This is a genomic window from Roseovarius sp., assembly GCF_027019125.1.
GTDB lineage: Bacteria > Pseudomonadota > Alphaproteobacteria > Rhodobacterales > Rhodobacteraceae > Roseovarius.
This window is the reverse complement of record NZ_JALUXE010000030.1, coordinates 476,578-498,827: the sequence shown is the minus strand read 5'-3', so window position 1 is coordinate 498,827 and position 22,250 is coordinate 476,578. Positions and strand designations below refer to the sequence as shown.

Below are 22,250 nucleotides of genomic sequence, written 5' to 3'. Positions count from 1 at the left end.
CAAGGTGCCGCAGGCACCGCCGCGCTGCGCCCGACCGCCCCACCGGGCGGGCGCATTTGCAACGGCTCACCTCACTAAAAACGCGGAAGACTTGGCAGGCATAAATTGCCAATGAATACTGTTGCTGCGCCCACCCGGCGGTCGGGCACCGCGCGGCTCAGCTATAAAACCTGCCCCCTACTCCGCCGCCAGTGGCCGCGCCTCGGCGCGCCCGATCTCCGCGATGTCATGGATCACCCCGGACAGCAATTTGCGGAACGCCTCGAAATTGCCATTGGGCCGGATGAGCCGCTCGTTCATGTAGAGCGCGCGGTCAATCTCCACTTGCACCGCATGGCGCGCGCGCCCAGGGCGGCCATAAGCCTGCGTGATATAGGCCCCGGCAAAAGGCGTGTTGCGCGTGACCACCAGACCCGCCCGCACAAAGGCCGCCTCGATCCGGTCCACGATCGCCCCATCCGCCGCCGCCCCGAACCGGTCGCCCAGAACGATCTCGGGCCGGCGCACGCCGCGCCGCGCCACCGCATCCATCGCCTCATGCGGCATCGAATGGCAATCAATCAGAATGGACTGCCCGAACATCAGATGCGCCTGATCCAGCTGCCCCTGCAGCGCCGTGTGATAGGGCTTCCAGTAATTCTCGATCCGGTGCTCTGCCTCGGTCATGCTCAGCTTGCCCGAATAGATCGCCTGCCCATTGGCCACGACGCGCGGAATGACACCCAGCCCCGAGGCGACGCGCGGATTATGCCCCTGCCGCGCCACGCCCTCGATCAGGGCCGGGTCCAACTCATCGGCGCTGCGGTTCAGATCGACATAGGCGCGCGGGGCGCCAGCCTTGATGAACGGCGCGCCAAAACGCGGTGCCACATCGAACAGTTGATCGACAAACGCATCCTCGGACGAGCGCACCGAATGCTCGTTCAGCTTGGTGCGGCGCAGAAAGGTCCAGGGGTAATCCCGCCCGCTATGAGGCGAGGCGAACACCACCGCGGTGGTCCGCCGTTCGGGATGCGTGAGGTGATAGGCAACCTTTGGCATGCATGTTCCTTTCACCGGTGATAATAGACTGAAATTGGTGTTCTAAAAGCCCTTGATCCCCTCTCCGACTCCTTTTATAGACCACCGAACCGGCGCGGATTTCCGCGCCCCTCTTTTTGGGGCAGGCGATCGGCTGGCATTCATGGGCGATTAGCTCAGTGGTAGAGCACTTCGTTGACATCGAAGGGGTCACAAGTTCGAACCTTGTATCGCCCACCATGAATTCACTGTCCCGCACATCGGGACGCCCGCAACCCCAGGCGCTGGCCCGCGCCGCGACAACCGAGGAGACGACCATGAAGGTTCGTAATTCGCTCCGCTCGCTCAAGAACCGGCACCGGGATTGCCGTGTCGTGCGCCGCAAAGGCCGCGTCTACGTGATCAACAAGACCCAGCCGCGTTTCAAAGCCCGTCAGGGCTGAGCCGCGATCAGCCCCAAGGCTGAAGGATCAAAACCCCGCCCAACCGGCGGGGTTTTTCTTTGGGGGATGGCTCTTTGCGTGGCTTGCCTCGCGAAACAAGCCGCGCGGTGCCCGTCCGCCGAGTGGGCGCAGCAACAGATGTGATTGGCACGTTATGCCTGAGACGTCTTTCGCGTTTTCAATGAGATGGGCCGTTGCAAAAGCGCCCGCCCGTCACGCCAGAGGCGTGCCGAGAGAAAGGGGGCGGGTCATGCCAGAGGCATGCCGTCGGCATGACCGCTGCGCGGCGGTGCCTGCGGCACCTTGATTCCGCGCAAAGACTATTTGGCGCAGAGGGCACGCCCCTGCGCCTGCCCTCTCAATCCCTCAGCAACTCGTTGATCCCGGTCTTGGAACGCGTCTGCGCGTCCACCCGCTTGACGATCACCGCGCAATAAAGGTTGATGCCATTCTTCGACGGCATCGAGCCCGCGACGACGACCGAATAGGGCGGCACTTCGCCATACATGACCTCGCCGGTCTCGCGGTCCACGATCTTGGTGGATTTCCCGATGAAAACCCCCATGCCCAGAACCGATCCTTCGCGCACGATACAGCCCTCGACCACCTCGGAGCGCGCGCCGATAAAGCAATTGTCCTCGATGATCGTCGGTCCCGCCTGCATCGGCTCCAGCACGCCGCCGATGCCCACACCGCCCGAGAGATGCACATTCTTGCCGATCTGCGCGCAAGACCCCACCGTGGCCCAGGTATCCACCATGGTGCCGCTGTCCACATAGGCGCCGAGATTGACAAAGGACGGCATCAGCACCACGCCCGGCGCGATATAGGCCGACTTGCGCACGACGCAGTTGGGCACGGCGCGGAATCCCGCCGCCTTCCACTCGTTGTCGCCCCAGCCCTTGAACTTGCTGTCGACCTTGTCCCACCAGCCCGCGCCCTGCGGCCCGCCAGCGTGCACTTCCATATCCTTGATCCGGAACCCCAGAAGCACCGCCTTCTTGGCCCACTGGTTCACATGCCACTGGCCATCCGCCTGCCGCTCCGCCACCCGCAGGCTGCCGCTGTCAAGCGCCGCCAGCGTTTCCTCGATGGCCTCGCGGGTCTCGCCTCCCGTGGCGGAGGTGATCGTGTCGCGCGCCTCCCAGGCGGCTTCGATTGCGGTTTCCAATGCGGCGTTCGACATGGGCGTCTCCTCGGGTTTCCATCGCGTGTCCCCCTCGCCTATAGGGCCAAGCGCAGGCAGGATCAATGCGACCGCGGCACCCGAATCCGCTCAGCCGCCCCGGATCAGTTCATCCTCGTCATCCGAGGCCGACAATCCCAGCGCATCCAGGCCATTTTCCAGATGATCCGACAGATGCGGTGTGCCCAAGAGGTAATCGGCGCAGGGCGTCGTCGCCTCTTCATAGGCGGTGCGCTTGGCGTCTTCGAGTTCCTCGGCCTCGAAACTGCCGCGCCCGATCCACATCACGGCAACAAGGCTTGCCTGCTCCTCTTCGCTGAGCCGGTCGATAAAGGCGCGCAATTCGCCCTCGGCGCGTTCCAGTTCCCGCGCCATCAGCACCACCTGTGCGATTTTATGTACCGTGATGTCCAGCATGGCCCCGTCCTCCTGTCGCGCTTATCCTAGCACAGGATTGCCGGGCGCACAGCCACCCGTCCTTGATCTCACGCAAACAGACGGTAATAGGCCCAATCCGGCAAAAACCGTGACAAACGAAAGACATAGCTGAAAAGGCGCGGGAAATGCCGCTGAAACGCCGCCTCGTCGCACATCAATTCGAACATCTCTTGGGCCGCGGCCTCGGGGGTCATGAGAAAGGGCATGCGAAACTGGTTCTTGTCCGTCAGCCGTGTCTTGATGAAACCCGGGTTGGCCAGTTGCACCCGCACGCCGGTGCGCCACAGGTCCGCGCGCAGCGATTCCGCCAACGACATGACCCCGGCCTTGGACGCGGCATAGCCGATCGCCCCCGGCAGCCCGCGAAACCCCGAGAGCGACCCGGTGAGCACCACATGGCCCGCGTCCCGCGCCACCATATCGGGCAGCACGGCGCCAATCACCCGGATGGCACCGGTGAAATTCACATCCGCCATGGCCACCGCCTCTTCGGGGGCCCACGCGGTCGCGGGCATCGGCCAGTAAACCCCGGCCAGCCACACCAGCCCGTCGATTTGCCCCACCGCGCGCGCGGCCCCGGCCACGCTCTCGGCGTCCTGCACATCCATGGGCACGGCCCGCGCCCGCCCCGGCAACCCGGCCACGACCTCGTCCAGCCGCTCGGCACTGCGCGCCGACACGATCACCTCGGCCCCGGCGGCGCTGATCTTGTGCGCCAGTGCCGCGCCCAGACCCTCGCTTGCCCCCACCAGCCAATAGCGTTTGCCGCTCCAGTCCATCATGCCTCGACCCGCCGCATTACCGCGACCAGCTCCGCCACCTTGATCCCGAACTTGCGGAACTGGCTGCGATTGACCACCACCCCGTTGGGGGCCAGATACATCCAGTCGGTGACACTCAGAACATGGCCCCCCGCCTCTTTCGGCAGCCGGATTCGATAACAAAGCCGCGCGGCGGCCCCCATCTGCCGTCCCGTGCCTGTGCCCACCAGATCCTCGGCCTCGGCCCGGATGCTGCCATCATTGCCCAGTTCAAGCTGCCACTCGCGATCCTGCGCATTGCCGCTGTCATATTCGAAATGCTCGCGCATCACGCCACGATTGCCCTGCCAACTGGCCTCGAAATCGCCGGTGAATCGCGACGCGACCCGCCCCAGAGGGCCGTAAATCACCCCTTCGCATTTGATCGCGCCACTCAGATGCTCGCGCAGATCGAATTGCGGCACCTGTTTCGCATAATCCTCGGGGGCCTGTGCGCGAAACCCGGCATATCGCTCCTTCAGCATCCCCAGCGCCAACATCGCAACGGCCCCCAGCAAGGCCCACCCCAAAGCCTCCATCAGATCAGCTCCTTTCCTCAATCGGTGTTCTGGCCAAGAGAAGTATGGCCAGAACCTTCAGCACGCAGGGCAAGCCGCCATAAAGCAGGCTGAGCAAGGTCAGCGCACCCGCCGCATTGCTTTGCCCCGCCACGAATCCGCCCGCCTCCAGCAGCGGCAAGAGCGCCACCGCCGCCAGCGCCAGCGTGAATTTCGACACAAAGGACCAGAGGCCAAAGGCCTCTGCCGCCCCCGGCGATACCTGCGCCATCCGGCGCGCAAAGAGGGCGGGCAAGAGTGTCATATCCGCGCCCATCGCCGCCCCAGAGGCGAGGCAGATCACCGCAAAGGCCCAGAGATCGCCCGCCCCCAGCGTGACCGCCCCGGCAAAAGCCGCAATCGACAGAACCATGCCCGCCAAGAGCATCCGCTTCGCGCCAAACCGCTCCGCCAATCCCCCCCAGGCCGGGGCTGCCGCAGCCGCGGACAGGAAAAACAGCAAGAGAAACGGGCCTTCCCATCCGGGGGCCTGCAACCGGCTTTCGACGAAAAATAGAAAGAGCGTCGAACTCACCGCGACAGGGGCCGCATTGACCATCGCCACCAGCAAGAGCCGTCGGGCGACCCCATCGCGCAACACCGGGCCAAAGCCTGTGCCGGGCACCCCGCCGCAATCCTGCCATTGCCCAAGCATGGCCAGCACCGCCAGCCCCGACAAAATCGCAAAGCTGACGGCAAAGCCGCCAAAGCCGCCCAGGACCACCGGGGCCACCGCCGCCGCGCATATCCCCAACAGCGCGCCGGTTTCCCGCCACCGCGCCAGCCGCAAATGCCCCTGCCCCGGCAGCGCCGCCGCCGTGGCCACGCCCTGCGCGTAAAAGCAGATGGTGAGATAGCTGAAGGCCGAAAACACCAGCACCAGCATCGCCGCGAACCACCAGAGCGGCGCAATCGGCGGCACAACCGCAAACAGGCCCAGCATCGCCGCCGCCATCACCGCCACCGCGACCCAGATGCTCACCGCGCGATGGGTCCGCAGCCGCTCTGCCAAACGCCCCAGCGCCGGGTCCTGCACCACATCCACCAGCCGCAATGCAAAGAGCACCGCGCCCAGCGCACCCAAGGACACGCCATATTCATCCACATAGAATTTCGGCGCATGGATATAGAGCGGCAGCCCCGCCGCCGCGAGCATGGCCCCAAAGAGCGCATAGCCCGGAAGGCGCGGCGCGCTCTGCGCCACTGTCCCGGTCAGAACCGCACTCACCGGCTGACCTCGTCGGCAGGCGGTGCCGGGCGGCTGTGAAACCGCGCCCCCTTCCACCACAGCTTCAGCGCCTGCCAATGGATCAGGCCCAGCACCCGCCGCGACCCAAAGGGCCGCCGCAGCATGGCCCGGATCAGCCCGCCCGTGGTCAAGGGCTTGCGCGTGCCCACCAGCGTGGCGATCACCCCGCCATACCCGCCGCTGAAATCAATCCAGATGCCAATCCGGTCCGCGCGCAGATCAAAGCGGAATTCATACCCGCCCTCGATCTTCAGAAAGGGCGAGACATGGAACATCTTGCGCGCGTGGAGTCTGTCCTCAGCCGTGATCGGCCCCATGTCGTCGCGGTGGCAGAGATAGGAATGACGATCCCCATAGGTATTCGTGACCTCGGCGATGATCACCGGAACCTGACCGGCGGCATCGCGGCATATCCAGAAACTGACCGGGTTGAACACATGGCCCAACATGCGCGGCTGTGCCAACAGCTCGATGCGCGCGGGCGCGGGGATCTGCCGTTCCGCCAGCACCGCACGCACCCAGGCGGCCCCGTGCCCCTGCCCCGGCGCGCCACCGTGATCGCGGTCCCAGACCGAGACCAGCCCCCGCCGGTTGCGCCCAAAGAGGCGTGGCGCGGCAACCTCCGCCTCAGCATCCAGCAGCACGTAATCAATGCCGTAGCGAAAGGCATTCTCGATCCCGCCCTTGCGCCCATGCCAGGTATGGCCTGCGATATGATCGACCCGGCTCACGCCACCGCCACGGTCTGCGCGGCCTTGGCGCAGAGCGCCTCTGCCACTTCCAGCCCGCTCGACAGCCCGTCCTCGTGAAACCCGTGCCGCATCCAGGCGCCGCAAAACCACGTGTTCCGCCGCCCGTTTCCGGCCCGCACGCGGCTTTGTGCCGCCACCGCCTCCAGATCGTAGACCGGATGGCGCAGCGTCACCTGATCATAGATCAACGCCTCGCGAATGGGCCGCGTGGTGTTGAGGGTGACGAAATGCGGATCGTCCTGCGGAATGGGTTGCAGGCTGTTCATCCAATAGGTCAGATCAATCTGCCCCGCCCGTTTGACCTGGGCCTCGGTGTAATTCCACGACGACCAGACCGCCCGGCGACGCGGCATCACGCTCGTGTCGGCATGCAGGATGATGTCATTGGGCTGATAGGCAATCGCGCCCACGTCGCGGCGCTCGGTCTCATCGGCATCCGCCAGCAGCCGCAGCGCGTCATCGCTATGGGCGGCGATCACCACCTCGTCGAACGGCTCCCAGTCGCCCGCCTCGGCCCGCACCTCGACCCCCTCGGCCAGACGCCGGATACCCGCCACCGGCGCGCCCAGCCGGATCTCGACGCCCTTTGAATACAAGGATTGGCGCAACCGGCTGACATAGGCCACCGACCCGCCGACCACCGTATACCACTGATGCTGTTCGCTATAGCCAAGCAGGCCATGCTGCTTGAAGAATGTCACCAGCGCCTGCGCCGGAAAATCCAACACCTGCTCCACCGGCATCGACCAGATCGCGCCGGAAAAGGGCGTGAGATAATAGTCGCGGAACGCGCGGCCCAGCTTCATCTTGGCAATCAGCCCGCCCATGGTCAAACCCGGCTCGCGGCTGGCCTCCAGCGCCCCGGCGTTGAACCGGAATATATCGCGCAGCATCGCCCAATGCGCCGGGTTGGCCAGATTGCGCCGCTGCGCAAAATACGCGCCCGCACCCTGAAGCCCGTATTCCAGCGCACCGCCCCGGAAAGAGGCCCCGAAACTCATGGTGCTCGGGGTCACGGCCACATCCAGCCGCTCGAACAGCGCGCTCAGATGCGGATAGGTGGCATAGTTGAACACGATAAAGCCGGTATCGACCGGTTGATCCCCGCGCTTGCCCGCCATGATCGTACGCGCATGGCCCCCCAGCCGCGCCTCGGCTTCGAACAGCACGACATGGTGCTTGTCCGCCAATCGCTCCGCCGCCCCCATTCCCGTAATACCGGCGCCGATCACGGCGATTTTCTTGCGCGCGGCGGCGCTCGTCTCAAAGGGCATGGGGCGTTTCACCTGTCTATGTGCAGTTTGTCTGCGTTCATACCAATCATTACGGGCCGAAACCGCAAACGGATTAGATTGTTTTCGTAGGCTCCTCAGGTTTTTTTCATCCGCCGGTGATCCACCATGCACCGCGTCGCGTAACTCGTCCATGTTAAACGATGCCACCCTTCTTGTTGACCCACCCCCCTCGCCGGTGCCTGTGGCCCGTGCTATGAGGCGCGGGACAACGGGCAAAAGGGCGGGACCGGCACAGGTGACGACACGACGAGAGACTGAGAATACCGATTGGGTGGCCTGCATCACGGCGATCCGCGATCACGGGGATGAGGCTGCCTTTGCCCGGCTCTTCGCCCATTTCGCCCCGCGGGTTAAGGCATTTCTGATGCGCTCGGGTGCGGATGCGACACTGGCCGAGGAATGCACTCAGGAGGTGATGGCGACCCTCTGGCAAAAGTCGCATCTCTTCGATCCCACCCGCGCCTCTGCCGCCACCTGGATTTTCACCATCGCACGCAATCGCAAGATCGACGCGCTGCGCAAACAGAAACGTCCCGAACCCGAGGAATTACCCTGGGGCCAGGACCCGGAACCCGACCAGGCCGACGTGCTCGCCCTGCAACAGGAAAGCGACCAACTGGGGCGCGCCATCGCCGCCCTGCCCGCGAAACAGAGGGAACTGATCGAAAAGGCCTATTTTGGCGATCTCAGCCATTCCGAGATTGCCGCCGACACGGGCCTGCCGCTCGGCACGATCAAATCCCGTATCAGACTGGCGCTCGACCGACTGCGCCACGCAATGAAGTAAAGTGCGAACCATGACCAGAAACCAGATCACCCACCACCTGACCGACGCCCTCCTGATGGCTTATTCGGCAGGCAGCCTGCCCGAGGCATTCAACCTCACGGTCGCCACCCATCTGTCGATGTGCGACGAGTGCCGCGCGCGGGCAGCGGCCTTTGACAGCGTGGGCGGCGCGATGATCGACGGTGCAGACACGGTCGAACTGGCCCAGGACAGCCTTGCCGCCACCATGGCGCGCATCCGCGCCGGCAAACCACAGCGCGAAACACCTGTCCGCCGCGCCGGCCTCTTTCCCGCGCCGCTGCGCGACTACGTGGGCGGCGATCTGGAGTCCGTGCGCTGGCGGCCCGTCGGCATGGGCGTGAAACAGGCGATCCTGCCCACCTCTCGCGCGGCGACAGCGCGGCTGCTCTTTATCCCGGCAGGGGCCGCGGTGCCCGACCACGGCCATCGCGGCACGGAATTGACCCTCGTGCTGCAAGGGGCCTTTTGCGATGAGGTGGCGCGCTTTGGCCCCGGCGACATCGAGGTGGCCAACGAAGAGTTGAACCACACCCCCGTGGCCGAGATCGGGGCCGATTGCATCTGTCTGGCGGCAACCGACGCGCCTCTGCGCTTCCGCTCTCTCATGCCGCGCCTCGCGCAACCCTTCCTGCGGATCTGAGCGCTCCCCGCTCAGCGCTTGCCCCCGTGTGCGCCCTGTTCTCCAGCCAGGGCGCGCGCGGGGGCGGCAAACAGGATTCACTCCATATCAACGACCCGCGTTTCCACGCGCGATGACTTCTCCAGCGTGCGATGGACCGGGCATTTGTCCGCAATCTCGCGCAGCTTTTCGCGCTGAATGGCGGTAAGATCCCCCTCCAGCCGGATCACCCGGGTAAAGACATCCACCTTGGCCTCGCCCCGCGCGTCGGCATCCTGCGCATGCACCTTGTCATGGCACACATCGACGCTCACATGCGCGAGCGCCCAACCCTTGCGCCGGGCATACATCCGGATCGTCATCGAGGTGCAGGCCCCCAGCCCCGCCGCCAGAAACCCATAAGGCGACATGCCGCGATCGGTGCCGCCATAGGCCACCGGCTCATCCGCCAGCACGTGATGCGCGGGCCCCGCGTTCACATCCTGCAGGAACCCGTCCGCATCCGCCTCGCTGACCCGCACCACGCCTTCGGGCGCACCGGGCGGCGGCGCAGGCACGCGCATGTCCAGATAGCGCGGCGCCCAGGCGGCAATCACCTGCGCGGCATATTCGGCATCCTCCGGGCCGGTGATCAGATGATCCGCCCCATCGAGCGTGACAAAGCTCTTGGGATGCTTCGCCGCGCGGAAAATCTCGGACGCGTTCTCGATCCCGACCACGGCATCGCGCGGCGCATGCAACACCAAGAGCGCCCGGTGCAACCCCGCGATCTTGGGGCCCAGCACCTCGGCGCGCACATCCTCGACAAAGCCGCGCCCGATGCGAATATCCCGCCCCCCGAGCCGGACCTCGGCCACGCCCTCCGCCTCGATTCGCGCCAGGGCATCCCCGAAATTCTGCGTCACATGGCCGGGATCGAAGGGCGCACCGATCGTCACGACCGCCCGCACCGATTTGATCTGCCCCGCGGTCGCCAGGACCGCCGCTCCGCCCAGGCTATGCCCGATCAGCAGCCCCGGCGCCATGCCACGCGCCTCCAGCGCCGCCGCCGCCCGCTCCAGATCCGCGACATTCGATGAAAACGACGTGTTCTCGAACTCGCCCCCCGAATGCCCCAAGCCCGTGAAATCAAAGCGCAACACCGCGATCCCCGCCCCTGCCAGACGCGCCGCGATCCGCCGCGCGGCCGGAATATCCTTGGAACAGGTGAAACAATGCGCAAAAAGCGCCGTCGCCAGATGCGGCCCCTCAGGCAGGTCCAGTCGCGCCACGAGATCATGGCCGCCATGGCCGGAAAATGTCAGGCGTTCAGTGGGCATGTCGGATCCTCAGTATTGCATGGCCACAGACTATGCAGTCGCAGCACGGATCGCCACCCCGCCCCGCCCGATGTCACGCGAAGGTGAGGCTCTGTGGCATTTGCCTCGAACCCGGCCCATTCCGCCACCCGCCCCCAACCCGTCCTTGACCGACCCGCACCGGCCTGCACGACCCGGTGCTCGACGCGCCTCCGGCCAGACCGCAAGGCACGTCCGGAATCCATCACGATACGTGATCAAAACCCCTTCATAAATTTGTTTTCCGAATTCATATGCGGCACCTATCTCTGGGTCATTCCGGAAACGAAAGGATCGGACCATGCCCCAAGACCTCTGCCACAACGCCAGCGCTCCGGCCCGTGCGCCGCAGGCCCCCGCGCTTGCCCCCATCGCCGCCATCCTGGTCGCGGCCTTGGCCGTCGCGGCTCTGGCCCCCGCCCAACCCGCCGAAAAAACGGCCGCCCAGCCCCCGATCCTCGAGGACTGGCACGGCAATGTCATGCGCTCGCACTGGACAGGCGCGGGTCAGCCTCGTTAGAGCACGTGGTATCCGATCAGGACCACGTCGCCCCGGGCTTGGCCCGGGACGGCTGTGCTTCGATCGAGCGCCACGCGCCCTAAGCGGCCCCCATCAACGCCGCATCGAACGGATAGCGCGTCAGGTTCTCATAGCCATCTTCGGTGATGAGAACCTGATCCTCCAGCTTGATCGAGAAATCGCTGCCCGCCTCGCTCACCAGAGCCTCGACACAGAGCACCATTCCCGGCTCCAGCGCATAATCGAACGCGCCCGCCACCGCTGTATCGGGATAGGCAACGAGCGGCCACTCATCACACAGCCCCACGCCATGCATCATGCAGCCGTATTTTTGCGCCTGATACTTTTCCTCCAGCCGATGACAACCCGCGATCAACTCCGGGATCGTGACACCGGGGCGCAGCATCGCCATATTGGCGTCGATATGCTCGCGCGCGTGGCGCATCGCCGCCACCATATCCGGGCGCGGGGCTGCGCCGCCAATCCACCAGGTCCGGCTGATATCGACGCAAATACCGTAGCTCCCGATCAGATCGGTATCAAAGGCCACGATCTCGTTATTCTGCACGATCCTTGGCCCACATTCCTGAAACCACGGATTCGTGCGCGGGCCGCTCGCCAACAGGCGCGTCTCGATCCATTCACCGCCGCGCCGGATATTCTCGGCATGCAGCACCGCCCAGATATCATCCTCGCTGACCCCGCCGCCCGGCACCGCCTGCCGCGCAAACCGCTCCATCTCCGCCACCGCCGCCTCGCAGGCGTGACTCGCGCAACGCATGGCCTTGATCTCGTCCGGTCCCTTGATGGCGCGGGTCTTCTCCGTGAGCTCCTCCCCCTCCATGATCGTCAGCCCCTGCGCCTCCAGCGCGCGCAGCCCGTGCAGCATGACCTTGTCCACCGCCAGCCGCCGGTTGCCGGGGCAATGCTCCGCCAAGAGCGCGGCCACATCGCGGGCAAAGACATCGGCGGCCACATCCACCTTGTCGCCCCGGTCGAAATAGAACAGGTCCGCCCCCGAGCGCGCCTCGCGCACCAGCGGATTGAACCGCGACAGAAACGGCGAATTCTTGTAGTCCCAGATCACCATATAGCCATCGGCGCACAGCAGCACGGCACGGAACGGGTTATGCGTGTTCCAGAGCTGCATATTCGTGCTGTCGGTCGCATAGCGGATATTGAGCGGATCAAACAGCAACAGCCCCGCGTAATCCCGCGCCCCAATCGCCGCCGTCAGCCTCTCCCAGCGGAATTGCCGCATCGCGGGCAGGTCCGGCAGCTCAAGCCCCGCCGCCGCCCATTCGGCATATGCCAGTTGCGTCGGTCCGATCTCCACCCGGTCGGCATCATTGGGCGTGCCATCGCCCAGCATGCTGCCCCGGCTTGGATCGATCTTGCGGGTGTCGCGGTAATGTCTGTTCATCGGCAGGTCCTCCGACATCCAGACTGTGACCGGCCCCCCGGCTTGGCGCGCTCAGTGGCGACATCGCCTATGGTCGCATTTGGCGCGGGCGCCGGGCGGCGGATGGGTCATGGGCATGGTCTGCTCCTGTGCTGAAACCTGCCCCAATCCTGCCCAAGACACCTTAAGAAACCGTTGACGCGCCGGAAATGACCGGCGCGCCGCCCGCGACCTTACAAAATCCCCGTGCAAACCTTACGTTCTGTAAGGTCAGCCGCCCCGCACCGTGTCGATCATCAGCTGCACATTGTCCGGGTCCGCATCGGGCGTGATGCCATGGCCAAGGTTGAAAATATGCGGGCCGCCGCGGAAGGCCTCGACGATCTTGCGGGTCTCGCGCACAAGGTCCTCTCCCCCCGTAACCATATGGGAAGACTTGAGATTTCCCTGAACGCAGCCATCCTTCTGGACGTTCTCCGCCGCCCATTCCGCGCTCACCGAATCATCGACCGCCACACAATCGGCACCGGTTTTCGCGTGGAATCCCATATACTTGTCGCCCGCTTCCCGGGGAAACGCGATCACCGGAATCCCCGGATGCCGCGCTTTCAGCTCGGAAATGATCCGCTTGGCCGGTGCGACCGCGTAGTTTTCGAAATCGTCACCTTTCAGCGATCCGGCCCAACTGTCAAAGAGCTTGACCACCTCTGCGCCCGCCGCGATCTGGGCCGAGAGATACTCGATCGTGCCCTCCGTCAGGATCTTTATGATCCCCTCGAAAACCTCTTTGTTTTCAGCCTTCAACGCATGTGCCGGCCCCTGATCCGGGGTGCCGCGACCCGCGATCATATAGGTCGCCACCGTCCACGGCGCGCCCGCGAATCCGATCAGCGTGGTCTCCTTGGGCAGCGCCCCGGCGAGGTTGCGCACGGTCTGGTAGACAGGATTCAATGTCTCGTGAATCTCCTCCACGGGTTTGAGCTTCTCCAGCCCCGCCCGATCGGTGATCGTCGAGAGCCGCGGCCCTTCCCCCGTCACAAACCACAAATCCGCCCCAAGCGCCTGCGGCAAAAGCAGAATATCAGCAAAGAGAATCGCCGCGTCAAACCCGTATCTGCGGATCGGCTGCAATGTAACTTCGGTCGCCAAGTCACTGTTATAACACAAGGAAAGGAAATCACCCGCCTCTTCCCGCGTGGCCCGGTATTCCGGCAGATAACGCCCCGCCTGCCGCATCATCCAGATTGGTGGTGTAGGCAGGGTTTCCCCGGCGAGGGCTCTCAGAATGGTCTTTTGCGCGGGCATCGGTTCCTCCGTTTTGCCTGTGGTCGCCTTGACACTTCCAGATGTCAAGCGTCAGGCGCTTGCCACGTCGCTTTGTCACGTCTACACCTGCGCCATGACACGCGATTTACCCACCCCGTCCCACCCGCTCAAGATCGGCACCCGCGGATCGCCTCTGGCGCTTGCCCAGGCCCATGAGACACGCGCGCGCCTTGGTGCGGCCTTTGATCTGCCCGAAGAAGCCTTTGAAATCGTTGTCATAAAGACGACCGGCGATCAGATCATTGATCGCCCTCTCAAAGAGATCGGCGGCAAGGGGCTCTTTACCCGCGAGATTGAACAGGCGCTTTTGAGCGGCGACATCGACATCGCCGTCCACTCGATGAAGGACATGCCTGTCCTGCAACCCGAGGGTCTCCTGCTCGACACCTACCTGCCGCGCGAAGACGTCCGCGACGCATTTGTCTCGCCGTCCGCGCCCTCTCTGGCGGATTTGCCCGCGGGTGCTCTCGTCGGCACCTCCTCCTTGCGGCGCAAGGCCCAGGTTCTGGTCGCCTATCCGCATCTCGAGGTTGTCGAGTTTCGCGGTAACGTCCAGACAAGATTGAAAAAATTGGCCGACGGCGTGGCCGCGTGCACCTTTCTCGCGATGGCCGGTCTCAACCGCCTTGGCCGATCCGAGGTGGCCACCTGCGCCATCGAGGCCGACGTGATGCTGCCCGCCGTGGCCCAAGGGGCGATTGGCATCGAACGCCGCGCCGACGACCATCGCGCCGCCGATATGCTGGCCGCCATTCACCACAAGGAAACCGGCCAACGCCTTGTTTCTGAACGCGCTTTCCTTGCAGCCCTTGATGGCTCCTGCGAGACGCCGATTGCCGGTCTGGCCGAACTCAACGGCAACACCTTGCGTCTGCGCGGCGAAATCCTGCGCCCTGATGGCAGCGAGAGCCTGACAGACGATCAATCCGCCCCGATCGAGGATGGGGCAGAACTCGGTCGCGCCATGGCGGCGAAACTGCTGGCACAGGCGGGCGAAGGGTTCTTTGACTGGCGCAGCTAAGTCATTGATCGGGAATTAGCTTTCCAGGATTCAATATCCCGTTCGGATCCACCGCCGCCTTGATCGCGCGCATCATCGCAAGGGCGGCGGGGTCCTTGTGCGCCGCCATCGCGGGCAGTTTCGACAGGCCGATGCCGTGTTCCGCCGAAAAACTGCCGCCAAGGGCGATCACTTCGCGTTCCACCGCCTCTTGCACCGCCCGGCACAGCGCCGGATCCTCCCGCGAGGGCCAGCCGACATAGTGCAGATTGCCGTCCCCCAGATGTGCAACGCCAGTATTTTCTATATCTGGATCAATTGCTTGGCTGACACTTTGAATGCGCGCGATCAGCTCTTCCATCCGATCTGTCGCCACCGCGATGTCATTCTCGACCACCGGCTTGCGCACGCGCAGGATATGCGCCGAGGCCTCGCGCCGCGCCCAGATTTCCGCCCGCTGCGCCTCGCTCTGTGCGACGATGGCATCGAGAACCAGCCCCTCCTCGTACAACCCCGCCAGAACCGCCTCGAGATGCGCAGAGATTGGCACCACACCTGAGGCATCCGGTGTCACATCCCGCGGTGCCCGCGCCCCAAGCTCGACCAAGACGTTGACATCATAAGACTTTTCAAACGGCGGTCGCATCTGTGGAAATCGCTGCAACAGTGCCGTCAGGAACGAACGCGGCATATATTCAAATGCCTCCACCGCGCCCCCGGTCTCATCCTGCAGGCGGTGGAGCAGCCGCAGAGCGGCCCCGACCGACGGCACCGCCACCATCGCCGTGGCATAGGCTCTCGGGCGCGGAAAGAGCTTGAGCACCGCCGCCGTGATGATCCCGAGCGTGCCTTCCGCCCCGATCATCAGGTGACGCAGGTCATAGCCCGAATTATTCTTGTGCAGCGCACTCATCAGGTTCATCACCTCGCCTGTCGGCGTCACCACCTCGAGCCCCAGACAAAGATCGCGCGTATTGCCATAGCGCAGCACGTTCGAGCCCCCCGCATTGGTCGAGAGTACGCCGCCCACCATCGCCGACCCGCGCGCCCCAAAACTGAGCGGAAAGATCAGGTCATGTTCCGCCGCCGCCGCATGCAGCGTGGCCAGGATCACCCCGGCCTCAACCACAGCCACCCGCGCATCGGCCCGAATCTCGCGAATGGCCGACATCCGGTCGAGCGAGAGCATCAGCGCCCCCTCCGCCACCGTTCCCTTAACGAGGTTGGTATTGCCCGACACCGGCACGATGGGCAGCCGCCGCGCATTGGCCAGCCGCACCAGCGCCGCCACCTCACCCGTGGTCTTGGGCCGCGCCACCGCCAATGGCCGCCACCGGGTCAACCCCGGCCAGTCCTGCGACCACTGCGCAGCCTCTGCCCCGGACGCCACATGCGCGGCACCGACGATTGCGGCGATTTCGTTGAGAATTGCGGGGTTATGACCGGTCATGGCCTGGATCATGAAACAAACCTTGGCCCGCCACAAGAGCGCCAATCCCGGCATTTTCGCCCTTGACGCTTGGCGCGGGCTGTCTTACCTAGCCGCACGGTTTGGCGGAGTAGCTCAGTTGGTTAGAGCAGCGGAATCATAATCCGCGTGTCGGGGGTTCGAGTCCCTCCTCCGCTACCAATCCTCCTCAGAGACGGTTCCAACTATCGCGACGATGTCTCGCGATTTGGCCTTGGCATTGGGCCGCAAGCTGCTAGCTTGCCTCAGGCTTTCAGGAAAGGCGCAGGCATGTCTCCCACCCTTCAAACCATCCCCGCCCGGCGCGGCAAGGCCACGCGATTGAACGCCGGAGAGGCTATTCGCATCATCAATACCCATGGCGCGCAGGTGGTGGATACCTGGGCCTTCAGCGCCGATGACATGAGCGAGTTCATGTCGATGGAGCATATCCGCCCCACCTTGGGCCGCATTTTTCCCACGGCGGGCGACGCGCTTGTCACCAACCGGCGTCGTCCGATCCTCATGTTCGAAGAAGACAGCTCCATGGGCCGCCACGACACGCTGATCGCCGCCTGCGACGATTATCGCTTCGGGCTTCTGGGCTGCACCGAATATCATGACAACTGCACCGACAACCTGCACGCCGCCCTGCGCCAATTGGGCCTGCGCAGCCCCGAAACCCCCAGCCCGCTGAACCTGTGGATGAATATTCCTGTCGATGCCGAGGGGCGCACCTCTTGGGGCACTCCGCTCAGCAAGCCGGGGGATCACGTCGTGCTGCGCGCGGTGATGGATTGCGTGGTGGCCATGTCTGCCTGCCCACAGGACATCCTGCCGATCAACGGGGCGGCCTGCGTGCCGACCGAGGCACATTTCGAGATCTTGGGGCGCTAACGACCGGTTGCCCCTCGACCAGGGGTCAGCCTGCCAGACCCATTCAGCGCAGCAGAACCACCGGCACCTTGCAGGACCGTATCATCTCGGTCGTGGTCGACCCGATGATGAGGCTACGGATGCGGCTGTGGCCATAGGCCCCCATCACCACCATGTCGAACCCCGCCTCATCCACCAGCTTGCCAAGCGCGGTTTCCGGCTGTCCGGCGATGACCTCGGTCTCGACCGCGAGTCCCGCCGCAGCGAGCAAGGCGCGGGCATCTTCCAGCCCTTTCCTGACCTCTGCCGTGGCCGTGCCCACGGTCACGACATGCACCTTGAGCCCGGCAAGGACCGGGCTGCGCGCGATATGATCCACCGCCTTCATCGCCGAGATGCCCCCGTCATAGGCCAGCAACACCTTCTCGATGGGCCGAAAGGCGCGGGCCGCGACCACGACCGGCTTGTGACAGGCACGCACGATCCGCTCGAGATTCGACCCCAGATGCCCCTTGGCAAAATCCGCGGCCTCGCCGCGTTTGCCGATCAGGATCACGCGGGCGTCCTTCTCGACCTCGCCCACCGTCTCCACGAGATCGCCATGACGCAGCCGCACGCTGATTTCCGTCACGCCCGCCGCCTCCACCAGCGCCAGAGCGTCCTCCAGAATGGCCCGCCCCCGGTTGGCCACCAGCTTGGCACGCTGTGCGTCGAGCGCTGCCAACTCTTCCAACAGCGCCGTGCGTGCGCCCAGCCGGATCGACCCCGAGAGATCAGAGGTCTCTGCCCCCTCGCGCCTCCCCAACACATGCAATAGCTCCACCGGCGCGCCGGTGCGCGCGGCAATCCACGCCGCATGTTCGCAAACCGAGGCCGAATAGATCGAGCCGTCGACCAGCGCGATGATCTTGTCCGCCATGTCTCTTTCCTCCCTCAATGCGCCATCAACTTGTCGATGGCCCCTGGCTTGTGATGTTCCGCCAGCTTGTCCACGAGCGTCTCCGACGCGGCGTTCATGCCCCGGATTTCCACCTCGGCCCCGTCGCGGCGGAATTTCAGAACCGCCATGTCGAGCGCCTGCACAGATGAAATATCCCAGATATGCGCGGCACTCACGTCGATCACCACTTTCTCAAGCGCCTCCCTGAAATCAAAGGCATTCATGAAATCTTCGACCGACCCATAGAACAGTTGTCCTTCGACCCGGTAAATACGCTCGCGCCCATCCTTGGAGATCACGCTCGTAATGCGGAACAACTGCGCGATCTTGCCGGCAAAGAAGATGCCCGACAAAAGCACCCCCACCAGCACCCCGATGGCGAGGTTGTGGGTATAGACCACCGTCACCACCGTCGCGATCATCACGATCGAGGACGAGCGCGGATGCTCGCGCAGGTTCTTGATCGAGGACCAGGAAAACGTGCCGATCGAGACCATGATCATGATCGCTACCAGCGCCGCCATCGGAATGAGGCTGACCACATCCCCCAGACCCACAACGAGGATCAGCAGGAACAGACCGGCCACAAAGGACGACAGCCGCCCGCGCCCACCCGATTTGACGTTGATGATCGATTGCCCGATCATCGCACAGCCCGCCATGCCACCGATGAATCCGGTGGCGCTATTGGCGATCCCCTGCCCGATCATCTCTTGGCTCCGGCTGGATTTCGTGTCGGTCAGATCATCGACGATATTCTGGGTCATCAGGCTCTCGAGCAGCCCCACGACCGCCACCGCCACCGAATAGGGCAGAATGATCATCAGCGTTTGAAACGTCAGCGGAATATCGGGGATCAGGAACACCGGCAATGTGTCGGGCAGCGCGCCCATGTCGCCCACCGTGCGCACATCCAGGCCAAGCGCCAGCGTGAGCGCCGTGAGAACGATGATTGTCACCAAGGGCGACGGCACCGCCTTGGTCACAAGCGGAAAGAGATAAATGATCCCCAGTCCCGCCGCGACCAGCGGATAGGTGATCCACGGCACCGACCTTGGATCAAGTTCCGGCAATTGCGCCATGAATATCAGAATGGCCAGCGCGTTGACGAACCCGGTCATCACCGATTTCGACACATAGCGCATCACGAACCCCAGCCGCAACAGCCCCATCCCGATCTGGATCAGCCCCGCCAGCACCGTCGCCGCCAAGAGATATTCCAGCCCGTAATCCCGGACCAGCGTCACCATCAGCACCGCTGTCGCCGCCGTCGCCGCCGAGATCATGCCGGGCCGCCCGCCGGTGATCGCCGTGAGCACGGCAATCGAGAACGAGGCATAAAGCCCCACCTTGGGATCCACGCCCGCGATGATCGAAAAGGCAATCGCCTCGGGGATCAACGCAAGCGCCACCACCAGCCCCGAGAGCAGGTCACCCCGAATATTGCCAAACCATTGCGCCCGATAGGCAGCTATTGAAATCATGTGAAATCCGTCCCGATCAGGCCAGCCGACGCGCGGCCCGATTGTGCATCTTGATAGGGTTCAATGATCCGGCGGATAAGCGGCCGGAAGAGCCACCCGGGGCTTGCACCCGGGGTCCATGCGATTACCCGTGGCCTTTACCGGACCCGTCTCCGGATGCCAAGCCCTTATCGCTGCAACGCAGCATGCCGGTGCGGGGCGGGCGTCTCAGTCCTGTTCGATCAACTCCGGAATGGTGAAGGCGTCGGTCTTGACCCCGCGCGCCTTGGCGCTTTGACGCACCGCCTCTTGCAACCCCGCGCTGCGCCTGAGCAATCGCCGAAACCGCGCCTCGTCCAGCACCAGCAAGGTCGAGGAGGAGATTGCCGTTGCCGCCGTGCGGCGCGGTTTCTGCATCAGGATGGCCATCTGGCCAAACATCTCGCCCCGTCCCAAACGCCATGTCTGCCCCGCAACCGCCAGTTCCACGGCGCCAGAGGCGATAAAGAACACGCGCCGCGCGGGCGTATCCTTGCGCAGGATCACATCGCCCTCGTTGACATAGCGCGTGCGCAGCGCGCGCGTCAGTTGCCGCAAACTGCGCTCGTCGAGATCGGCAAAGAGCGGGAATTGCCGCACCAGTTCGGCCTTTTGCACGGCCACGTCCAGCTTGGGGCGTTGTTCCTCGCGCAGGCGGCGCGTGGCAATATCCTGCATCAAGGCCACGTGCAGTTCCGCGCCGATCAGCCCATCCTCACGCAACATGCCATATTCGCGCTCTTCCAGCCGCAGCGCGGTGCGGCGGATGAACCGGCGCTCCAGTTCCTCGGCATAGCCGGGATATTGCAGGCGCAGCCCCTCAAGTGCGGTTTCCACCGCCTCTTGCCGCCGCGCCAGCAACTCGTGCAGGAGGTCGGCCACCCGCTTGCCATGGATGCGCCGGATACGCCCGTCGATGAACCCGCTCAGATCGCGCAGGATCAGGCGCTGCGACAACAGCACCTCGAACCGGTCTGCCGTCATCAAGGCGAGGGGCCGCGAAATCCGCAACCGATTGTTCAGCAGCACGGCAAAGCGAAAGGCCCGCCCAAACCGCAGACTGCGCCGCGCCGCACGCTGATAGCCGGTGCGCCCCCCCGAGCGGGTCGCCTCGATCAGACGATCCGCCTCGGTCAGGATCTGTTCCGACAACCGCGCCGAAATCGCCTGTTCGCGAAACCGTGCGAGGATCGTATCGCGCTCCGCCCCCGCAAGCGCGATCAGCCCCAGCGTGATACGGTCGCGGTCCTGTATCTCGGCCCCTTCTTCGGCGGTCTCGACCGCCCGGTCCAGCCGCTCGGCAAAGCGCTTGGCCTCCGAACGCACCGTTTCACGCGTCAACTCATAGTTCTCGGCGGTGCGCGCCACATCCGCGCGCACGGTCTGAAGCGCCACGGCGATCACCTGATTGCTCAACGCCTGATCCAGTGGCGAGAGCCGATCAAGCCCCAGCCGCCCGATCACCCACCTGAGCGTCGTGCCCTGCACGAGCAGCGTGAACAGCGTGAAGCCGGTGGCCAGAATACCCACCAGCCGCTTGACCTCGACCGGCACCCGGAAACTCTCGGTCACGGCAAGGGCAAGCGCCAGCGTGACCGCCCCGCGCAATCCCCCCCAGAGGATCGCCACACGATAAGGCCGCTCCACCACCGGAGAGAGCCGCAGAAGGCTCAGCACCGGCATGAGACCAAAGAGGATCACCGCCCGCGCCGCGATGGCCGCCGCGATGACCACAAGGATCAGCACGAAATCCCCTGCCCGCACCTCCTCCAGCAGGCGCGGGATCAGGAGCGCGGCAAGGATAAAGATGAGCGCCCCCGCCCAATGCGCCAGCAAATCCCAGACCTCGCGCAGGTTGGTCCAGATCAGCGGCGGCAATCGCGCAGGCCCCGTGAGGTTCAGTGTGAGCCCCGCCGCGACGACCGCGATCACACCCGAGGCCCCGATGCTCTGTTCCGCACCGATATAGGCGAGATAGGGCAACGCGACCGAGACCGAGATCACCGCCAGCTCGTAGCGCGCCATCAGCGCCATCAGCCACACGGCGATCCGCGCGATCAGCCAGCCCGCCACCGCCCCACCTGCGATCAGCACCGGAAACTGCGCGAGGGCGTCCTGAAAACTCGGATCCGGAACCCCCAACATCACGAACGCCATGAAGAGACCAAAGAGCGCGATGGCCGCCGCGTCATTCAAGAGGCTCTCGCCCTCGATGATCCGCGACAACCGGCGCGGTGCCGAAATCGAGCGGAAAATCCCCACCACCGCCGATGGGTCCGTCGTGCTGACAATCGCGCCGATCAGCAGGCAGGCCACCAGAGGCAGCGCACTGGCCCAGGCCAAGGCATAGCCCACCGCCAGCGTCGCCACCACGACTGCCACCACCGCCAACACCAGAATTGGCACCCAGTCGTCCATCATCCTGCGCGGGTTGACCCCAAGCGTGACCTGAAAGAGCAGCGTTGGCAGAAAGACGTAAAGAAACACGTTCGACCGGATCGGCAGCCCCAGAATGGCCTCGGCCACCGGATTGAGCGCATCGGTCAACTCGGTGCGCAGGAAAAAGATCGCCCCCACCCCGATCAGCATCCCCAGACAGGCGAGGATCACGCTGTAGGGCAGCCGCAGACGCGCCGCCAAAGGATCGGCGGCCGCAATCACCAGAAAGAGCGACGCAATGATCGTCGTGACAAGAACAATATCCATATCCCTGAAATAGCTGGAATTTCAGGA

Annotated in this window: 21 protein-coding genes, 2 tRNA genes and 1 other annotated feature; of the genes, 8 read left to right on the top strand and 15 right to left on the bottom strand. The window is 64.5% G+C overall.

Annotated elements, in window-relative coordinates; translation table 11 throughout:
- Positions 1–177: 177 nt before the first annotated feature.
- On the bottom strand, positions 178–1,041 hold the full coding sequence (locus MVC20_RS14665) for an N-formylglutamate amidohydrolase (RefSeq protein ID WP_297542649.1): 864 nt from the start codon (positions 1,039–1,041) through the stop codon (positions 178–180).
- 144 nt (positions 1,042–1,185) lie between these two features.
- Between MVC20_RS14665 and MVC20_RS14660 the strand changes: the two genes are divergently transcribed.
- Positions 1,186–1,260 (top strand) — tRNA-Val (locus MVC20_RS14660).
- A 77-nt stretch (positions 1,261–1,337) separates the two neighbouring features.
- Positions 1,338–1,463, top strand: a complete 126-nt coding sequence (ykgO, locus tag MVC20_RS14655) for a type B 50S ribosomal protein L36 (RefSeq protein ID WP_008282420.1) — start codon at positions 1,338–1,340, stop codon at positions 1,461–1,463.
- Between the two features lie 358 nt (positions 1,464–1,821).
- Here ykgO and dapD read toward each other — a convergent pair whose 3' ends face one another.
- The 7 genes from dapD to MVC20_RS14620 form a co-directional block, all read right to left on the bottom strand.
- Positions 1,822–2,649 (bottom strand): 2,3,4,5-tetrahydropyridine-2,6-dicarboxylate N-succinyltransferase, encoded by an 828-nt coding sequence (gene dapD, locus MVC20_RS14650; RefSeq protein ID WP_297542644.1) that lies wholly within the window; start codon positions 2,647–2,649, stop codon positions 1,822–1,824.
- Positions 2,650–2,739: 90 nt separating this feature from the next.
- Positions 2,740–3,066, bottom strand: coding sequence for a DUF3775 domain-containing protein (locus MVC20_RS14645; RefSeq protein ID WP_297542642.1), 327 nt, complete (start codon positions 3,064–3,066; stop codon positions 2,740–2,742).
- A gap of 68 nt (positions 3,067–3,134) precedes the next feature.
- Entirely contained in the window at positions 3,135–3,869 is a 735-nt protein-coding gene (locus MVC20_RS14640; protein WP_297542641.1) for an SDR family NAD(P)-dependent oxidoreductase, read from the bottom strand.
- Complete coding sequence (locus MVC20_RS14635; RefSeq protein ID WP_297542639.1) at positions 3,866–4,426, bottom strand: DUF3833 family protein; 561 nt, start codon at positions 4,424–4,426, stop codon at positions 3,866–3,868. Before MVC20_RS14635 ends, MVC20_RS14640 begins: the two co-directional genes overlap by 4 nt.
- A gap of 4 nt (positions 4,427–4,430) precedes the next feature.
- Positions 4,431–5,672 carry an MFS transporter gene (locus MVC20_RS14630; protein WP_297542637.1) on the bottom strand — a complete coding sequence of 414 codons (1,242 nt, stop codon included), beginning with the start codon at positions 5,670–5,672 and terminating at the stop codon, positions 4,431–4,433.
- Positions 5,669–6,424, bottom strand: coding sequence for a DUF1365 domain-containing protein (locus tag MVC20_RS14625; protein ID WP_297542635.1), 756 nt, complete (start codon positions 6,422–6,424; stop codon positions 5,669–5,671). Before MVC20_RS14625 ends, MVC20_RS14630 begins: the two co-directional genes overlap by 4 nt.
- Positions 6,421–7,719: an FAD-dependent oxidoreductase gene (locus tag MVC20_RS14620; protein ID WP_297542634.1), complete on the bottom strand. Its 1,299-nt coding sequence runs from the start codon at positions 7,717–7,719 to the stop codon at positions 6,421–6,423. Before MVC20_RS14620 ends, MVC20_RS14625 begins: the two co-directional genes overlap by 4 nt.
- Before the next feature lie 214 nt (positions 7,720–7,933).
- Here MVC20_RS14620 and MVC20_RS14615 point away from each other — a divergent pair, with 214 nt between their 5' ends.
- Both MVC20_RS14615 and MVC20_RS14610 read left to right on the top strand, forming a co-directional pair.
- Positions 7,934–8,527 carry a sigma-70 family RNA polymerase sigma factor gene (locus MVC20_RS14615; protein ID WP_297542632.1) on the top strand — a complete coding sequence of 198 codons (594 nt, stop codon included), beginning with the start codon at positions 7,934–7,936 and terminating at the stop codon, positions 8,525–8,527.
- Between the two features lie 10 nt (positions 8,528–8,537).
- Positions 8,538–9,188 (top strand): ChrR family anti-sigma-E factor, encoded by a 651-nt coding sequence (locus MVC20_RS14610; RefSeq protein WP_297542630.1) that lies wholly within the window; start codon positions 8,538–8,540, stop codon positions 9,186–9,188.
- A 77-nt stretch (positions 9,189–9,265) separates the two neighbouring features.
- Here the strand turns inward: MVC20_RS14610 and MVC20_RS14605 are convergent, their stop codons facing one another.
- Positions 9,266–10,486, bottom strand: coding sequence for a bifunctional alpha/beta hydrolase/OsmC family protein (locus MVC20_RS14605; protein ID WP_297542628.1), 1,221 nt, complete (start codon positions 10,484–10,486; stop codon positions 9,266–9,268).
- 319 nt (positions 10,487–10,805) lie between these two features.
- Between MVC20_RS14605 and MVC20_RS14600 the strand changes: the two genes are divergently transcribed.
- Positions 10,806–11,024, top strand: a complete 219-nt coding sequence (locus tag MVC20_RS14600) for a hypothetical protein (RefSeq protein WP_297542626.1) — start codon at positions 10,806–10,808, stop codon at positions 11,022–11,024.
- 79 nt (positions 11,025–11,103) lie between these two features.
- On the opposite strand, the gene dddP is transcribed toward MVC20_RS14600, so the two are convergent.
- Together dddP and hemE are read right to left on the bottom strand one after the other, a co-directional pair.
- Positions 11,104–12,447, bottom strand: a complete 1,344-nt coding sequence (dddP, locus tag MVC20_RS14595; protein ID WP_297542624.1) for a dimethylsulfonioproprionate lyase DddP — start codon at positions 12,445–12,447, stop codon at positions 11,104–11,106.
- Positions 12,448–12,696: 249 nt separating this feature from the next.
- Entirely contained in the window at positions 12,697–13,731 is a 1,035-nt protein-coding gene (gene hemE, locus MVC20_RS14590) for a uroporphyrinogen decarboxylase (RefSeq protein WP_297542621.1), read from the bottom strand.
- Positions 13,732–13,825: 94 nt separating this feature from the next.
- Here hemE and hemC point away from each other — a divergent pair, with 94 nt between their 5' ends.
- Positions 13,826–14,773 carry a hydroxymethylbilane synthase gene (hemC, locus tag MVC20_RS14585; protein ID WP_297542619.1) on the top strand — a complete coding sequence of 316 codons (948 nt, stop codon included), beginning with the start codon at positions 13,826–13,828 and terminating at the stop codon, positions 14,771–14,773.
- A gap of 1 nt (position 14,774) precedes the next feature.
- Here the strand turns inward: hemC and MVC20_RS14580 are convergent, their stop codons facing one another.
- Complete coding sequence (locus MVC20_RS14580) at positions 14,775–16,214, bottom strand: FAD-binding oxidoreductase (protein WP_297542617.1); 1,440 nt, start codon at positions 16,212–16,214, stop codon at positions 14,775–14,777.
- A 91-nt stretch (positions 16,215–16,305) separates the two neighbouring features.
- Here MVC20_RS14580 and MVC20_RS14575 point away from each other — a divergent pair.
- A tRNA-Met gene (locus MVC20_RS14575) sits at positions 16,306–16,382 on the top strand.
- A 108-nt stretch (positions 16,383–16,490) separates the two neighbouring features.
- Positions 16,491–17,096: an urea carboxylase-associated family protein gene (locus tag MVC20_RS14570; RefSeq protein ID WP_297542615.1), complete on the top strand. Its 606-nt coding sequence runs from the start codon at positions 16,491–16,493 to the stop codon at positions 17,094–17,096.
- Between the two features lie 43 nt (positions 17,097–17,139).
- Here the strand turns inward: MVC20_RS14570 and MVC20_RS14565 are convergent, their stop codons facing one another.
- The 3 genes from MVC20_RS14565 to MVC20_RS14555 form a co-directional block, all read right to left on the bottom strand.
- Positions 17,140–17,994, bottom strand: coding sequence for a universal stress protein (locus tag MVC20_RS14565; protein ID WP_297542613.1), 855 nt, complete (start codon positions 17,992–17,994; stop codon positions 17,140–17,142).
- Positions 17,995–18,008: 14 nt separating this feature from the next.
- Positions 18,009–19,499 (bottom strand): SulP family inorganic anion transporter, encoded by a 1,491-nt coding sequence (locus MVC20_RS14560; protein ID WP_297542612.1) that lies wholly within the window; start codon positions 19,497–19,499, stop codon positions 18,009–18,011.
- A 62-nt stretch (positions 19,500–19,561) separates the two neighbouring features.
- Positions 19,562–19,620, bottom strand: a sequence feature (sul1 is cis-regulatory element that is thought to sense ions involved in sulfur or methionine metabolism; They are found in Alphaproteobacteria).
- An 86-nt stretch (positions 19,621–19,706) separates the two neighbouring features.
- Positions 19,707–22,223, bottom strand: a complete 2,517-nt coding sequence (locus MVC20_RS14555) for a cation:proton antiporter (protein WP_297542610.1) — start codon at positions 22,221–22,223, stop codon at positions 19,707–19,709.
- Positions 22,224–22,250 lie beyond the last annotated feature (27 nt).

Bases quoted from the DNA above. Each gene is read 5' to 3' on its own strand.
- MVC20_RS14600 (WP_297542626.1), top strand. From the start codon at position 10,806: ATGCCCCAAGACCTCTGCCACAACGCCAGCGCTCCGGCCCGTGCGCCG.
- MVC20_RS14580 (WP_297542617.1), bottom strand. From the start codon at position 16,214: ATGATCCAGGCCATGACCGGTCATAACCCCGCAATTCTCAACGAAATC.
- MVC20_RS14565 (WP_297542613.1), bottom strand. From the start codon at position 17,994: ATGGCGGACAAGATCATCGCGCTGGTCGACGGCTCGATCTATTCGGCC.
- MVC20_RS14570 (WP_297542615.1), top strand. From the start codon at position 16,491: ATGTCTCCCACCCTTCAAACCATCCCCGCCCGGCGCGGCAAGGCCACG.
- MVC20_RS14620 (WP_297542634.1), bottom strand. From the start codon at position 7,719: ATGCCCTTTGAGACGAGCGCCGCCGCGCGCAAGAAAATCGCCGTGATC.
- MVC20_RS14555 (WP_297542610.1), bottom strand. From the start codon at position 22,223: ATGGATATTGTTCTTGTCACGACGATCATTGCGTCGCTCTTTCTGGTG.
- dddP (WP_297542624.1), bottom strand. From the start codon at position 12,447: ATGAACAGACATTACCGCGACACCCGCAAGATCGATCCAAGCCGGGGC.
- MVC20_RS14640 (WP_297542641.1), bottom strand. From the start codon at position 3,869: ATGATGGACTGGAGCGGCAAACGCTATTGGCTGGTGGGGGCAAGCGAG.
- MVC20_RS14635 (WP_297542639.1), bottom strand. From the start codon at position 4,426: ATGGAGGCTTTGGGGTGGGCCTTGCTGGGGGCCGTTGCGATGTTGGCG.
- MVC20_RS14605 (WP_297542628.1), bottom strand. From the start codon at position 10,486: ATGCCCACTGAACGCCTGACATTTTCCGGCCATGGCGGCCATGATCTC.
- MVC20_RS14645 (WP_297542642.1), bottom strand. From the start codon at position 3,066: ATGCTGGACATCACGGTACATAAAATCGCACAGGTGGTGCTGATGGCG.
- dapD (WP_297542644.1), bottom strand. From the start codon at position 2,649: ATGTCGAACGCCGCATTGGAAACCGCAATCGAAGCCGCCTGGGAGGCG.
- hemC (WP_297542619.1), top strand. From the start codon at position 13,826: ATGACACGCGATTTACCCACCCCGTCCCACCCGCTCAAGATCGGCACC.
- hemE (WP_297542621.1), bottom strand. From the start codon at position 13,731: ATGCCCGCGCAAAAGACCATTCTGAGAGCCCTCGCCGGGGAAACCCTG.
- MVC20_RS14610 (WP_297542630.1), top strand. From the start codon at position 8,538: ATGACCAGAAACCAGATCACCCACCACCTGACCGACGCCCTCCTGATG.
- MVC20_RS14665 (WP_297542649.1), bottom strand. From the start codon at position 1,041: ATGCCAAAGGTTGCCTATCACCTCACGCATCCCGAACGGCGGACCACC.
- MVC20_RS14615 (WP_297542632.1), top strand. From the start codon at position 7,934: ATGAGGCGCGGGACAACGGGCAAAAGGGCGGGACCGGCACAGGTGACG.
- ykgO (WP_008282420.1), top strand. From the start codon at position 1,338: ATGAAGGTTCGTAATTCGCTCCGCTCGCTCAAGAACCGGCACCGGGAT.
- MVC20_RS14560 (WP_297542612.1), bottom strand. From the start codon at position 19,499: ATGATTTCAATAGCTGCCTATCGGGCGCAATGGTTTGGCAATATTCGG.